The 12,785-nt window shown below is 68.6% G+C and carries 15 protein-coding genes; 9 read left to right on the top strand and 6 right to left on the bottom strand.

What is annotated here, in order from left to right:
* The gene (locus ACE2AC_RS01845) at positions 1–483 is read right to left on the bottom strand and encodes an MgtC/SapB family protein (RefSeq protein ID WP_375690433.1); all 483 of its coding nucleotides are present in this window, start codon (positions 481–483) and stop codon (positions 1–3) included.
* 68 nt (positions 484–551) lie between these two features.
* On the opposite strand from ACE2AC_RS01845, the gene ACE2AC_RS01850 reads away from it, so the two are divergent.
* Both ACE2AC_RS01850 and ACE2AC_RS01855 read left to right on the top strand, forming a co-directional pair.
* Positions 552–1,454 carry an EamA family transporter gene (locus ACE2AC_RS01850; RefSeq protein WP_375690434.1) on the top strand — a complete coding sequence of 301 codons (903 nt, stop codon included), beginning with the start codon at positions 552–554 and terminating at the stop codon, positions 1,452–1,454.
* 2 nt (positions 1,455–1,456) lie between these two features.
* Entirely contained in the window at positions 1,457–2,077 is a 621-nt protein-coding gene (locus ACE2AC_RS01855; RefSeq protein ID WP_375690435.1) for an inner membrane-spanning protein YciB, read from the top strand.
* 15 nt (positions 2,078–2,092) lie between these two features.
* On the opposite strand, the gene ACE2AC_RS01860 is transcribed toward ACE2AC_RS01855, so the two are convergent.
* Positions 2,093–2,899: a class I SAM-dependent methyltransferase gene (locus tag ACE2AC_RS01860; RefSeq protein ID WP_375690436.1), complete on the bottom strand. Its 807-nt coding sequence runs from the start codon at positions 2,897–2,899 to the stop codon at positions 2,093–2,095.
* Between the two features lie 135 nt (positions 2,900–3,034).
* Here ACE2AC_RS01860 and ACE2AC_RS01865 point away from each other — a divergent pair, with 135 nt between their 5' ends.
* On the top strand, positions 3,035–3,733 hold the full coding sequence (locus ACE2AC_RS01865) for a winged helix-turn-helix transcriptional regulator (protein ID WP_375690437.1): 699 nt from the start codon (positions 3,035–3,037) through the stop codon (positions 3,731–3,733).
* Between the two features lie 4 nt (positions 3,734–3,737).
* Here the strand turns inward: ACE2AC_RS01865 and ACE2AC_RS01870 are convergent, their stop codons facing one another.
* The 4 genes from ACE2AC_RS01870 to ACE2AC_RS01885 all read right to left on the bottom strand — a co-directional run bounded on the left by ACE2AC_RS01870 (position 3,738) and on the right by ACE2AC_RS01885 (position 8,038).
* Positions 3,738–4,445 (bottom strand): glutathione S-transferase N-terminal domain-containing protein, encoded by a 708-nt coding sequence (locus ACE2AC_RS01870; RefSeq protein WP_375690438.1) that lies wholly within the window; start codon positions 4,443–4,445, stop codon positions 3,738–3,740.
* Positions 4,446–4,469: 24 nt separating this feature from the next.
* Positions 4,470–5,381 carry an alpha/beta hydrolase gene (locus ACE2AC_RS01875; protein WP_375690439.1) on the bottom strand — a complete coding sequence of 304 codons (912 nt, stop codon included), beginning with the start codon at positions 5,379–5,381 and terminating at the stop codon, positions 4,470–4,472.
* Between the two features lie 141 nt (positions 5,382–5,522).
* The gene (locus ACE2AC_RS01880) at positions 5,523–7,187 is read right to left on the bottom strand and encodes a glycosyltransferase (protein WP_375690440.1); all 1,665 of its coding nucleotides are present in this window, start codon (positions 7,185–7,187) and stop codon (positions 5,523–5,525) included.
* 41 nt (positions 7,188–7,228) lie between these two features.
* A complete protein-coding gene (locus ACE2AC_RS01885; RefSeq protein WP_375690441.1) occupies positions 7,229–8,038 on the bottom strand; it encodes a hypothetical protein in 810 nt (269 codons plus the stop codon).
* Positions 8,039–8,363: 325 nt separating this feature from the next.
* Here ACE2AC_RS01885 and ACE2AC_RS01890 point away from each other — a divergent pair, with 325 nt between their 5' ends.
* The 6 genes from ACE2AC_RS01890 (at position 8,364) to ACE2AC_RS01915 (ending at position 12,775) form a co-directional block, all read left to right on the top strand.
* Complete coding sequence (locus tag ACE2AC_RS01890) at positions 8,364–9,545, top strand: aminotransferase class I/II-fold pyridoxal phosphate-dependent enzyme (RefSeq protein ID WP_375690442.1); 1,182 nt, start codon at positions 8,364–8,366, stop codon at positions 9,543–9,545.
* 98 nt (positions 9,546–9,643) lie between these two features.
* Entirely contained in the window at positions 9,644–10,738 is a 1,095-nt protein-coding gene (gene folE2 / locus ACE2AC_RS01895; RefSeq protein WP_375690443.1) for a GTP cyclohydrolase FolE2, read from the top strand.
* Positions 10,739–10,945: 207 nt separating this feature from the next.
* Positions 10,946–11,707, top strand: coding sequence for an urease accessory protein UreD (locus ACE2AC_RS01900; protein ID WP_375692057.1), 762 nt, complete (start codon positions 10,946–10,948; stop codon positions 11,705–11,707).
* Position 11,708: 1 nt separating this feature from the next.
* A complete protein-coding gene (locus tag ACE2AC_RS01905; RefSeq protein ID WP_375690444.1) occupies positions 11,709–12,011 on the top strand; it encodes an urease subunit gamma in 303 nt (100 codons plus the stop codon).
* 108 nt (positions 12,012–12,119) lie between these two features.
* Entirely contained in the window at positions 12,120–12,425 is a 306-nt protein-coding gene (locus ACE2AC_RS01910) for an urease subunit beta (RefSeq protein WP_375690445.1), read from the top strand.
* 23 nt (positions 12,426–12,448) lie between these two features.
* The gene (locus ACE2AC_RS01915) at positions 12,449–12,775 is read left to right on the top strand and encodes a hypothetical protein (RefSeq protein ID WP_375690446.1); all 327 of its coding nucleotides are present in this window, start codon (positions 12,449–12,451) and stop codon (positions 12,773–12,775) included.
* The last annotated feature ends 10 nt before the right edge of the window (positions 12,776–12,785 follow it).

Raw genomic sequence — 12,785 nt, forward strand, 5'->3', positions numbered from 1 at the left:
TCAGGTCCGGTCGGCGCGCGGTTCGACCACCTTGAAGAGCCGCAGCACCACCAGCGCCAGCACCGTCGCCACCACGGCCAGCCCGATCTGCCCCAGCCCGCAGGCGACGCCGACCGCGCCCGCCAGCCACATGCCGGCCCCGGTGGTCAGCCCCTTCACGTCGCCGCGCCGGGTAAAGATCGTCCCGGCGGCCAGGAAGGCGACCCCGGCGGTCACCGCCTCGATCAGGCGGATCGGGTCCTTGCGGATACTGTCGTCGTCCGAGATCGGCGACAGCATCATCGCCAGCGTGATCAGCGCAAAGAGGCAGGCGGCCAGCGCGATCATCACATGGGTCCGAAGACCCGCATGCTTGTTGCGGGATTCGCGTTCCCAGCCAATGAGCGCGCCGAGCAGGATCGCCAGCGACAGCCGCAGCAACACGATGCCCCAGCCGTGCCCCGGCACCGGGGCGCTGGTCAGTTCGATGATCATCTCTTCCATGGTGCGGTCCTCCTGTCCGGCAACGCCGGACGTGGCCGAATGTTTCCCCGCGCGGCGGTGGCGGCCGCATGAGCGACCTGATCCTGTCCCTCGACGGCACCGAGGCCGGGCACCGGCTGGCGCTGATCCTGGCGCTTTCGGCCGCGTTTCTGCACGCGCTGCTCGGCGCGTTGCAGAAGGGGCGGGTGGACCCGTGGTTGTCGCGCGGGGCAATCGACACGGCCTTCATCGTGCTGACCCTGCCGCTTGCGCTCTTCCTCGTGCCGCTGCCGCAGGGGCGCGAATGGGGACTGGTGATCGGCACGATGCCCTTCATGTTCGCCTACAAGTGGCTGCTGGCGCTGGCCTACTCCCGCGCGGCCTATACCGTGGTCTACCCGGTGGTGCGCGGCTCGGGCCCGTTCTTCACCGTCATCGGGGCGTGGATCCTGTTCGGTGAGACCTTTACCCTTGTCCAGTGGCTGGGCGTCGGCATCCTGATGGGCGGCATCCTGGGCCTTGCCGTCTACAACATGATCCATATCCGCGTGGACCGCGACCGGCTGGTCCCGGCGCTCTGGCTGGCGGTCGCCACCGGCCTTGCGACGGCGGCCTACACCACCTGGGGCGCCTACGCGATCCGGGGCACGGCGAATCCCTTCACCTACCTCGCGTGGTTCTTCGTGCTGACCGCAGTGGACATGCCGCTGATCGCGGCCTGGCGCTGGAAACGCACGGTCTACAAGCCGCCGCTGCGCGACCTCATGCGGCTTGGCGTGACCGGGGCGGTGATCGGCTGGGGCTCGTTCGGGGCGGTGATGCTGGCAACACGGCTCGACAAGGTGGGGGAAGCGGCGGTATTGCGCGAGACCTCGACAGTGTTCGCCGCCGTGATCGGCTGGCTGGTGCTGAAAGAGACGGTGGGCCCGCGCCGGGTTGCGCTGATGACGCTGATCGCATTGGGTGCGGTCGTGGTGGAACTTGGAGGCTGAAGATGACCGACGACGCGAAACACCTGCCGAAATGGGTCAAGCCCGCGCTCGAGCTGGGGCCGATCGTGGCCTTCTTCGTCGCCTACCTGCTGGTGCGCGACCGGAGCTTCACCATCGGCGGGCGCGAATACGACGGTTTCATCGTGGTCACCGCGGGCTTCATCCCGCTGATCCTGATCTGCACCGGCATCCTGTGGAAGCTGACCGGCAAGCTGTCGAAGATGCAGGTGGTGACGGCGGTGCTGATCACGATCTTCGGCGGGCTTTCGGTCTGGCTGAACGACGACCGGTTCTTCAAGATGAAGCCGACGCTGATCTACCTGCTGTTCGGCGGCGCGCTTGGCGTGGGGCTCCTGCGCGGGGAAAGCTGGCTCAAGCTGGTGATGGAAGAGGCGGTGCCGCTCGACGACGAGGGCTGGATGATCCTGACGCGCCGGCTCTGCGGGTTCTTCTTCGGCCTCGCCGTCCTGAACGAGGTCATCTGGCGCACCCAATCCACCGACACCTGGGTCTATTTCAAGACCTTCGGCCTGACCGCGGCGATCTTCGTCTTCTTCATGACGCAGGGCAAGCTGTTCCAGGAACACGGCACCGAGAAGGACAGCAAGGGCGACGGCGCCTGACCGCCGCCCTTTGGCTCACCGCCGGGTGCCGATGGTGACGAGGTAGTCGCGCGTCACGTCGAGCCGGCCCGACGGCGTGCGATAGTGCGCGTGGAAGGCATCGAAAGCCGTGCGCAACCGCGCCCGGTCGTCAGGGCCAAGCGCGTCGTGCAGCAGCTTCACAGGGCCAAAGCCGGCCAGGTACCACGCCCAGATCGCCGCCTCGTCGGCGTGCCGCGCGTGGCTGACCCCCGGCTCGAACTCCAGCACGAAGGCTCCGCCAAGCAGCGCCTGCAGCCTGTCCGGCTCGCCCCAGTCCATCGGGTTTGAGGGCGGCGGCGGCGCATCCGAGAACGCCGCGAGCATGGCAAAGAACTCGGCCACGCTGCCGCCCGGCACCCAGGTCGCGAGCGCCAGCCGGCCGCCGGGCCGGACGACGCGGGCCAGCTCGGCCGCCGCGCGCGCGGGATCGGCCGCGAACATCACCCCGAAGGTCGAGATGACGCCGTCAAAGGCCGCGTCTTCGAACGGCAGCGCCTCGGCGCTGGCCTGGTGGAATTCGATGGCGGGTTGCACCCCGGCGGACAGGGCGCGGGCCGCCGTCAGCATCCCCGGCGCGAAATCGCAGGCGGTGACATGGGCGCCGTAGCGCGCCGCGTTCCGCGCGCTCCACCCGGTGCCGGTGGCCACGTCCAGCACCCGCGAGCCTGGCGCGGGGTCGAGGCGCTGCGCCGCATGGGCCAGCGCATCCGAGATGGCAAAGCTGACGAGGTCGTATTTCTCGCCGCCCAGGCCCCACATCGTGGCGGCAGGGCCGGCCTCGTCCGTTTCGGTGATTGTCATGGCATCCTCCGGTGGTCCACGCGGGCCGATCCCCGCCCAGCCAGGCAACCACGCGCCGTCTGTCGCGCGATAGTTTCGAAAACGTAGTATCGTCGCCCCGGGAAGCGGTGGCCTGTCGGGAACGGGAGGAGACCGATGAAGAGATATGGCCAATTCTGTCCGATCGCCAAGGCGGCCGAGGTGTTCTGCACCCGCTGGACACCGCTCATCCTGCGCGATCTCGCCGGCGGGGCGACGCGGTTCTCGGACCTGCAGCGCGGCGTGCCGCTGGCCTCGCCCTCGGTCCTGTCGGCGCGGCTCAAGGAGCTGGAGGCCGAGGGGATCGTGGAGCGGCACAAGTCGCCCTCGGGGCGCAGCTGGACCTATCACCTGACCCCCGCGGGCGCCGATTTCGCCCCGATCGTGCTGGCGCTCGGCACCTGGGGGCAGCACTGGTCGCGGCGTGACCTGGCCGAGGACGAGATGGACCTCGACCTGCTGCTCTGGGCGATGGAGAAGAACTGCGACCCGCGGGCCTTCGGCGCTGGCCGGACGGTGGTCGAGCTTGGCCTGACCGACCAGCCCGCCCACAAGGCCCGCTGGTGGTTCCTGAACGAGGCCGGGCGCTGTGAACTCTGCGTGCACGATCCGGGCTTCGAGGTCGACCTCTACCTCGCCAGCGACCTTGCCACGCTGATCTACATCTGGCGCGGCGAGGTCACGCTGACCGCCGCGCGCGGCGACGGGCGGATCGAGGTCGATGGCAGCCGACCCGCCCGCGATGCCCTGGCCCGCTGGCTGCGGCCCGGACCGCTGGCCGATGTGCCGTCGCTGCGGGCGGCGGCACGGGGCTGATCGCTCAGCCCTTCTGGCCGTAGAGGATTTTCTGCGCGTCCTTGTCCCGCGCGCCGCTGTTGCGCAGGTCGAGGTGCAGCTGCTGGCCCTTCTGGACTGCCGGCCTGTCGCCCACGAGCTTCAGCCAGCGTTGCAGGTGCGGCTTGTCCGAGATGTCCTGTTCCTGCTTCTCGTAGAGCATGGCCCAGGGCCAGATCGCCATGTCCGCGATGGAATAGAAGCTGCCCGCAACGTATTCGTTGGCGGCCAGCTGCGTGTCGAGCACGCGGTGGAGGCGTCCGACCTCGTTGCGGTAGCGGTCCTTGGCGTAGGGCAGGTCCTGCGGCGGGTCCATCGCCGGGGCCGCGCCCAGGAAGTGGTGCGCCTGGCCGGACATCGGTCCGAGGCCGCCCATTTGCCACATCAGCCACTGGTCGACCGCGATCCGTTCGCGCTGTGTCGGGCCGCAGAAGCGTCCGGTCTTGCGGGCGAGGTATTGCAGGATCGCGCCGGACTCGAAGATCGAGATCGGCTTGCCGTCTGGCCCCTCGGGATCGGTGATCGCCGGCATCCGGTTATTGGGCGAGATCTTCAGGAACTCGGGCGCAAACTGTTCGCCCTTGCCGATGTTCACGAGGTGCACGTCATAGGGCAGGCCCATCTCCTCAAGGCAGATGGAAACCTTCCAGCCGTTCGGAGTGGGCCAGTAGTAGAGATCGATGGGCGCGGTCATGTGATGTCCTCTTGTGCGGGGGCATCATGGCGCATTCCCGGCGGCGAACAAGGGCCACGCGCGTGCCGGGCGGGCCGGGGTGGCGGCGGCACCCTGCAAGGCCGCCTGCAGGTCGGTCAGCGTCAGGCCATCCGGCGCTCCCAGGAGCGCCCGGTAGAGGTCGAAGACCCCGGGCCGGAGGTAACTGAACCAGTGGCACACCCGGCGGTCCGGCGGGGCGACCGAGAACCCGAGCCGGGCCAGCGCCGTCAGCGCCGCAGGATCGTTGAGCTGCAGGTCCAGCGTGCCGGGCAGGGGCTGGCGCGCGCGGGTCATGGCGCGGGCCCAGTGGTGGCCGAACGCCGCCTCGAGCAACCGGTCGAAGAGGTGGTTCTCCCCGCTCGACACGCTCAGTACCTCGGCCGCGCGCCCGGCGGCCGTGGCCAGCCGCCCCTCGGCGATGTGGATCAGTTCGGCCGGGGACAGCAGCACGATGCGTTCGACATCGCCGGGCCTGAGATGGGGTAGGGCGGCCAGGACCACGCGGCCCCCCAGCGAATGCGCGATCGTGCGGACCGGGCGGTGCGGCGCCAACCGCCGGATCCGCCCGATCAGGGCGGCCAGCGCCCGGCCCGCGATCTCGGCCTGGCCGTAGGCCTGCCAGATGCTGCCACGCGAGGGCCAGCCGAAGGCGATGCCGAGCGGCCCTTCCGCCCCGGTCATGCCGAGGGCCCGCGGCCAGCTGAGCGCGCGGGGATCGTCGTTGTCGGCAAGGTCCGACAGGATGTGGGTATGCGGGCAATGTTCGGGGTGGCCCGGTTCGAACTTGAACCCGTGGACCATGATCACCACCGGCCCGCTGCCCGCCAGCGCCGCGATCAGCGCCGGGGCCAGAGGCGCACCGCTGTCGTGCAGGGTCAGCCCGTTGTGATCCGCGTTGATTCTGAGAATGGACATCCCCTTGCCCCCTCACGCTGCATCTGGGGTCTTTTGCGCCCGGGCTGCAAAATCTTGGTTAAGACTGCGTAACGCCTTGATGACGTTGCGGTCGGGACACGCTGCGGCGCAGAATCATGCGGCGGGGTGAGGGGTGGCTGCTCAGCGCAAGGCGTAGCCGAGGCGCGACCGCACCTGCACGCTGATCCATCCCGGGATGAGCGGGCGGAACGCGGAACCGTGCAGTCGGTTTTCGCGGACCAGCCAGGCGATCTTGCGCAGGCGCCAGCCGTAGGGCGTCGTCTTCAGCCCCAGTTCGGTTGCCCAGGCCCGTCGGGCCAGTGCGGTATCCTCGCAGGTCTGATCGTCGAACACGAAGGGGATGAAGCGGTCGAGGTCGCTGATTGTCCCGGCGGGCACCAGTGCCCCCGTCTGACGCGGCACTTGCCGTGCGGCGCGGTAGACCGCGTGCAGCGCGCGCCGCCAGTTCGCCTCGACATTCGTGCCCATGATCTCGTTGCGGGTCCGGTTGCCCAGGTCTTCACGCGCGGCCCAATCCGCGGCGAGGTCCAGCAGGGTTTCGCAGAGCGCCTCGGGCGATTGCGTCCGCACCAGCACGCCGTCCAGCCCGGGCGAATCCGCCTCCATCACCCGGCAATCCGCCCCGAACGCGCCGCGCGTGACCAGCGGCAGGCCGTGCAGCCCGGCCTCGAACAGCGAGGTGATCGAAACGAAGGGAAAGGAGTCGAGGTAGATGTCGGCCGCATCGAGGTAGCGACCGGTCTCGGGCGTTTCAGCAACCAGCCGGACCCGGCCGGGCGGGAGGCTGTCGACGCCCGCCTGCCACGCGGGCACGGCGCCGGGGCCCACCACGACGAGGTGCAGGTTCGGGTCCGCCCGAAGCGCCGGAAGCAGGGTGTCGACAAAGGTGTCGCCGCCGATGTCGCGAAACTTGACCGCCCGGGCGATGGTGACCACCACGACCGCGTCCGCGGGCAGCCCAAGGGCCTGTTTCGCGGTGGCCCGGTTTCCGACCGCGCTGTCCGGCGCGAGGCAGAGCGGCATCAAAGCGACCCTGTCGGGCGCAAGCCCGCGCCGGTCGAGGCAGAGTTGCTGTCCGGACCGTCGCGTGCAGACGACGAGGTCGGCAAACGCGGCCCCCGCCCAGAATTGGTGGTCGCAGTGATTGAGCAGCAGGGCAGGCGGGCGATCCGTCATCCCGCCAAGCGCCAGCAATGGAACGATGTCCTGGTTGTGGATGTGCAGGACCACGAGGTCGGCGGCCAGGATCAGCCGTTGCAGCCGCCGCGCCCGTCGCAGCAGGTCGCCGGGCTGCGCGTTCAGCTGGGTCACCCATCCGCCAGATGCGGCAACGGCGGCGCAGGCGTCGTCGGGCACGGGGCGGTGCTGGGCGGTGAGCGCAAGGGAATGCTCGTTCTCGGGATCGCTGCGCACCCAGCGGGCGACCATGCGGGCGTGACCGCCGATGCCGTAGAGCTCGGTGGCAACGTGCAGCACGCGCAAGCCCGTCGTGCCCGGTCGTCCCGAAGCGCTGTCCTGTCGGTTCGGAAGTGCCGCGACCGCGATGTCCCGGATGGCCGCTTCCAGGCGCGGGCTCACGAACTGGCCGGTGTGCCAGAGGACCGGGTAGGTCGCGGCGACCTGCGCGGCGGCGGCGGCTTCGCCGTATTGCCGCCGCGCGATCAGGGCCTCCACGGTGTCCAGAAGCCCGTCATGCTCGGCCCGGCGGGCCGCGATCAGTGCACCGCCGCGCCGCCGCCAGGTGTCGAGCAGGTCGCTCCGCCCGGAGGTGTCGGATGCGGCCACCTCGGCCAATTGCGAAACGAGTGGCGCGGGGTCGTGGGCAATCACTGCTTCGCCCTGCCGGCGGCAGACGGCGTGAGGCTCGAGACCGCGTGCTGCACCACAAGCCGCGCGACCGATCGGCGGCGCAGGGGAAAGCCGAACTCCCGCCAGATGCGCCAGCGGTCCGCCGCGGGCAGCGCCTTGAACCAGAGGTAAGGCTGGTCGGTGAAGGCGCTGGTCTTGCCACCTTCGGGCAGCGCCTCGCCAAGCCTGCTGTAATCGGACTCCCACGTGGTGCGATAGTGGACGGTCGGCCGCTCCAGACGCGCCACGGGCAGCCCCGACCTCCGGATCGAGCTCCAGTAGACGCTGTCGCCGACCGGCCAGAGCTCTCGCGGCATGTGCGCCCATCGTGCGATCAGCGGCAGGGCGGCGCGGGTGAGGAAAAGACAGTTGGTGTCCACGTGCCGGTGGCCGTCGCTCTTGTCGTCCTCGAACATGTAGCTGCCGTCCAGGCGATGCATGGCGCGCCGGGTGACGCAGACCGCCGCGCCAGTCCGAGACTGCAGGTCGACCAGGCTGCCGACGTGATCCGCGTCGTACCAGTTGTCGGCGTCGAGGAAGGCCACCGCGTCGTAGCCCCGGGCGAAGAGGCTGACGCTCCCCACCACCCGGCCCATGTTGCCCGCGTCGGCATGGGCCCTGGGCAGGGTGAAATGTTCGACGGCCCACCCGGCAACGACGGGGTTCGGGAAGCCGTCCGACACCAGCACGTGATCGCAGGCGAATGTCTGCGCCAGCACGCTCTCGTGACACTGGCGCAGGATGGCCTCGGGCTCCTTGTAGTAGGGCGTGATGACGGCGACGCGCATGATCGGTGCTCTCCCCGGACGACATCACGGAAGGGAATGCCAACCGCAGGGCGACGCTAACAGCGTGCCCGCCACCCCGGAACGCATCCCTTTGACCGCGATATCCCGCGCCGCGATGCAAAACCCCGACAGAAGGCGTATCGGCTTGTCCCTTTGGGGGAGCGGCGTCCTTGCCGTGCCGGGGCATGGGGCCGGTGATGTTTCGCGAAACGCGTCCGTGCCGGCGCGAACGACGGGGCGCGCGCATGCGGCGTGGCGGTCGGCGATCCATGTTGCCATTGCCGGGACGTCCTTGTATCGCTTCGGCCCGAACCAGGAGGCTGAGATGAGCGACAACTGGAAGAAGCGCACGCAACTCGTGCATGGCGGCATTCGCCGGTCGCAGTATGGCGAGGTGAGCGAGGCGATCTTTCTCACCCAGGGCTTTGTCTACGAAACCGCCGAGGCGGCCGAGGCGCGGTTCATCGAGACCGGCGATGACGAGTTCATCTATGCCCGCTACGGCAACCCGACCGTCCGCATGTTCGAGAACCGCATGGCCCAGGTCATGGGCTACGAGGACGCGTTTGCCTGCGGCTCGGGCATGGCGGCGGTCAACGGCGCGCTGATGGCGCTGCTCAAGGGCGGCGACAAGGTCGTGGCGGCACGCGCGCTCTTCGGCTCCTGCCTCTTCATTCTGGAAAACGTCCTTGCCCGCTTCGGGGTCGAGATCACGCTGGTCGACGGCACCGACAACGCCGCCTGGGAGGCTGCGATCACGGACGAGACGACGCTCGTCTTCCTCGAAGGCATCTCGAACCCGACGCTCGAGGTGGTCGACCTGAAGTTCGTCTGCGACCTGGCCCATGCGCACGGCGCGCTCGTGGTGGTCGATGACGCGATGGCGACCCCGGTCTTTGCCTATTCCAAGGCCTGTGGCGCGGACCTCTGCGTCGTCTCCACGACCAAGCACGTTGACGGGCAGGGCCGGATGCTGGGCGGGATCATCTGCGGGTCGAAGGACCTCGTGCGCGGGCCGATCGAGACCTACGTCAAGCACACCGGCGGGGCGATGAACCCCTTCGCCGCCTGGACGCACCTTAAATCACTCGACACGCTGGACCTGCGCGTACGTGCACAGGCGGCAGCGGCCATGCAGATCGCCGAGTGGCTGGAACAGCATCCCAAGGTGACATATGTGCGCTACCCGCAACTGCCCAGCCACCCGCAGCACGCTGTGGCGATGCGGCAGGCGCCGTCGGGCGGAACGGTCGTGGCGTTCGACGTGAAGGGCGGCAAGGACGCCTGTTTCACCTTCATGAACGCACTGGAATTGTTCACGATTTCCAACAACTTCGCCGATGCGAAGTCGATCGTGACCCATCCCGCCACCACCACGCACCAACGCCTCCCGCAAGAGCAGAAGGACACGCTCCAGATCGGGCCGGGGCTGGTGCGGCTGTCGGCCGGGCTCGAGGATGTGGGCGATCTGATCGCCGACCTCGACCAGGCGCTCGACCGGATCTGAAACTGATCCGCCTCGGACTGTTCCGCGTATCAACTCGGAATTGGAAATGTGACTCCTGAACGCTTATATCAGGGGGGTTTCCCAGGAAGGGGCGGACGATGAACGTACATCCGAAAGACATGGCCGCACGACCGGACGCGAAAGAGGCGCGCGAGGCGCTGGACCGCCTGCGGCTCTGGGCCGAAACGGCGAGCAATTCCGAAATCGTCGCGCTTGACCCCGCGGTGTCGAAACTTCTGTCGGGCGCGTCGGATTATCCCGTCCTGTCAAGGGAATACCCGCAGGAATTCACCTCAGACGAGGGCTATCGTGCGACGCTACCCGACCTTCAGAACGGCCCGTCTAGCCTGATCCGCGGCGCCAACGTTGCGCTGCAACATGTTGGAATCTCGAACTTCCGCCTGCCGATCCGGTTTCGCACCCGGTCGGGGGGCGAACGGACGCTCGACGCCTCGGTCACCGGGACCGTCAGTCTCGAGGCCGACAAGAAGGGCATCAACATGTCCCGGATCATGCGGAGCTTCTACGTCCATGCCGAAAAGACGTTCAGCTTCAAGGTGATCGAGGCCGCTCTTGACGATTACAAGTCCGACCTCGACAGCCTCGATGCCCGGATCCAGATGCGGTTTTCCTACCCGGTCCTGCGCGAAAGCCTGCGCTCCGGCCTGCAGGGGTACCAGTATTACGACATCGCGTTGGAACTGGTCGAACAGAACGGACAGCGGCTGCAGATCGTGCACCTCGACTACGTCTATTCCTCGACCTGCCCGTGCTCGCTCGAACTGTCCGAACACGCACGCCGCGAACGGGGGCAACTGGCCACGCCGCATTCGCAGCGGTCTGTCGCGCGGCTGTCGGTCGTGGTGAACCCCGGCGACACGCTCTGGTATGAGGACCTGATCGACAAGGCCCGCGCCGCCGTGCCGACCGAAACGCAGGTCATGGTGAAGCGCGAGGACGAACAGGCCTTCGCCGAACTGAACGCCGCGAACCCGATCTTTGTCGAGGACGCGGTGCGGCTTTTCTCGGAACAGCTGTCCGACGATCCCCGGATCGGCGATTTCCGCGTGATCGCCAGCCACCAGGAAAGCCTGCATTCGCACGACGCGGTGTCGATTCTGACCGAAGGCCCGACCTTTGCCGCCGCCAGCCTTGATCCGCAGCTCTTCGCCACCCTGCACAAGGTGGGCTAAGCTCCGAGGATTGCCCAGTTTTTGGGCTTTGGGAAAACAGACGCCCGCGTCCACCCGGCGCGGGCGTCTGTTTTGGCTCGCACTGGCCGCCCAACTCCGCCTAGTCTCGGCCTGACGGAGGACACTGCCATCAACGCCGCTGCCCAAGACCTGACCCGGCCAGCCCCGCCGCGCCAGCCGCGCGCGCAGGGAGAACTGGCGTTGACGGTGCAGCCGCGCGGTGGCCGGACGCGGATCGCCACGTTGCGACAGCAGGGGTCCCTAAAGGCGCTGTTCCCGCATGGCCGGACCGCGCGGATGCAGGCGGTGTTCCTGAACACCGGCGGCGGCGTGACCGGCGGTGACCGGTTCAGCCTGGGGGCCGGCGTCGCGGCGGACGGGCAGCTCTGCATGACCAGCCAGGCCGCCGAACGCATCTACCGCGCCCAGCCGGGCGAGGTCGGGCGCGTGTCGACCCGGCTGACGGTTGATGCGGGCGCCAGCCTGCACTGGCTGCCGCAGGAAACCATCGTCTTCGAGGGCGCCGCGCTGGAGCGTCGGATCGAAGCGGACGTGGATGCCGGCGGCGAGCTCCTGGCGGTCGAGCCTCTGATTTTTGGCCGCGCCGCGATGAATGAGGTCGTGCGCAACGCGCGGATCGAGGACCGCTGGCGCATCCGCCGCGACGGGCGGCTCGTCTTTGCCGACACGCTGCGCCTGAGGGGCGACATCGACGCACTCCTGCAACGGCCCGGGGTGGCCGCGGGCGGACGGGCCATGGCAACCCTTCTGCTGGTGCGGCCCAATGCCGGTGACATGGCCGACCGACTGCGTGCCGTGCTGGGTGGGCAGGGGGCTTGCTCTGCGATCCGGGACGGGGTTCTCTTGGCCCGGATCGTGGCCGAGGACGGATTTTTCCTGCGCCGGGCCCTGATCCCGGCCATCCGCCTGCTGACGGGCGGCGACTTACCAAGACCGTGGATGCTCTGACATGCAATTGACGCCGAGAGAAAAGGACAAGCTGCTGATCGCGATGGCCGCCGAGGTGGCGCGCAAGCGATTGGCGCGGGGGGTGAAGCTGAACCACCCCGAAGCGATCGCACTGATCACCGACGCGGTGGTCGAGGGCGCGCGCGACGGCCGTTCGGTCGCCGACATGATGGAGGCCGGCGCACAGGTCGTCCGGGCCGAGCAGTGCATGACCGGCGTGCCCGAGATGATCCACGAGGTGCAGGTCGAGGCGACGTTCCCGGACGGAACCAAGCTGGTCACCGTGCATAACCCGATACGGTAGGAGGGGGTTTCAACATGCTGGAAACACTGAAAGAGATCGCGATCCGACTGGGGCTCCTCCCGGCGCCGCAACCGGTGCGCATTCCCGTCCGGCAGGAGGCCCCGCGCCGTGATCCCTGGTGAGCTTTTCCCCGCCGAGGGCACGCTGGAGCTGAACGCAGGCCGCGAGCAGATCACCTTGATGGTCGCCAACACCGGCGACCGCCCGGTGCAGGTCGGCAGCCACTACCACTTTGCCGAGGCGAACCCGGCACTCGATTTCGACCGGGCGGCGGCGCGGGGCATGCGGCTCGACATCGCGGCGGGGACGGCGGTGCGGTTCGAACCCGGGCAGCGGCGCGAGGTGCATCTGATCCCGATCGGCGGCGCCCGCCGCATCTTCGGCTTCAACCAGGCGGTGATGGGGGACCTCTGACCGCCGCAAGGGGAGTGTTCGCAATGCCCATGTCCGATCCGCGCACGGCCTGGCCGGTGCAGATGATGCAGCTCTACGGTTTCATGGCCGAACGCCAGCTGCGCCTGGTGGTCGAACTGAACCGGGCGATGTGGTGCCCGAACCCCTTCTTGGCCGCCTACATGGGCGTGACCTGGCCGCCGAAGCCGCCGAGGGAGGCCGCCCGTCCGGCCCCCAAGCCACGGCCCGTCCCGAAACGTCCGGTGGTCCGCGCCAACGTGGTCGCGCTGACACCGCCCGCAACCGCCAAGGGCAAGCGTGCCCGCCGCCAGCCCTCGCCTCCGCCACCGATGCCCGGCACGGCCGAGTGACAGGGCAGAC

This window comes from Pseudooceanicola sp. LIPI14-2-Ac024 (genome assembly GCF_042188925.1).
Lineage (GTDB): Bacteria > Pseudomonadota > Alphaproteobacteria > Rhodobacterales > Rhodobacteraceae > Pseudooceanicola.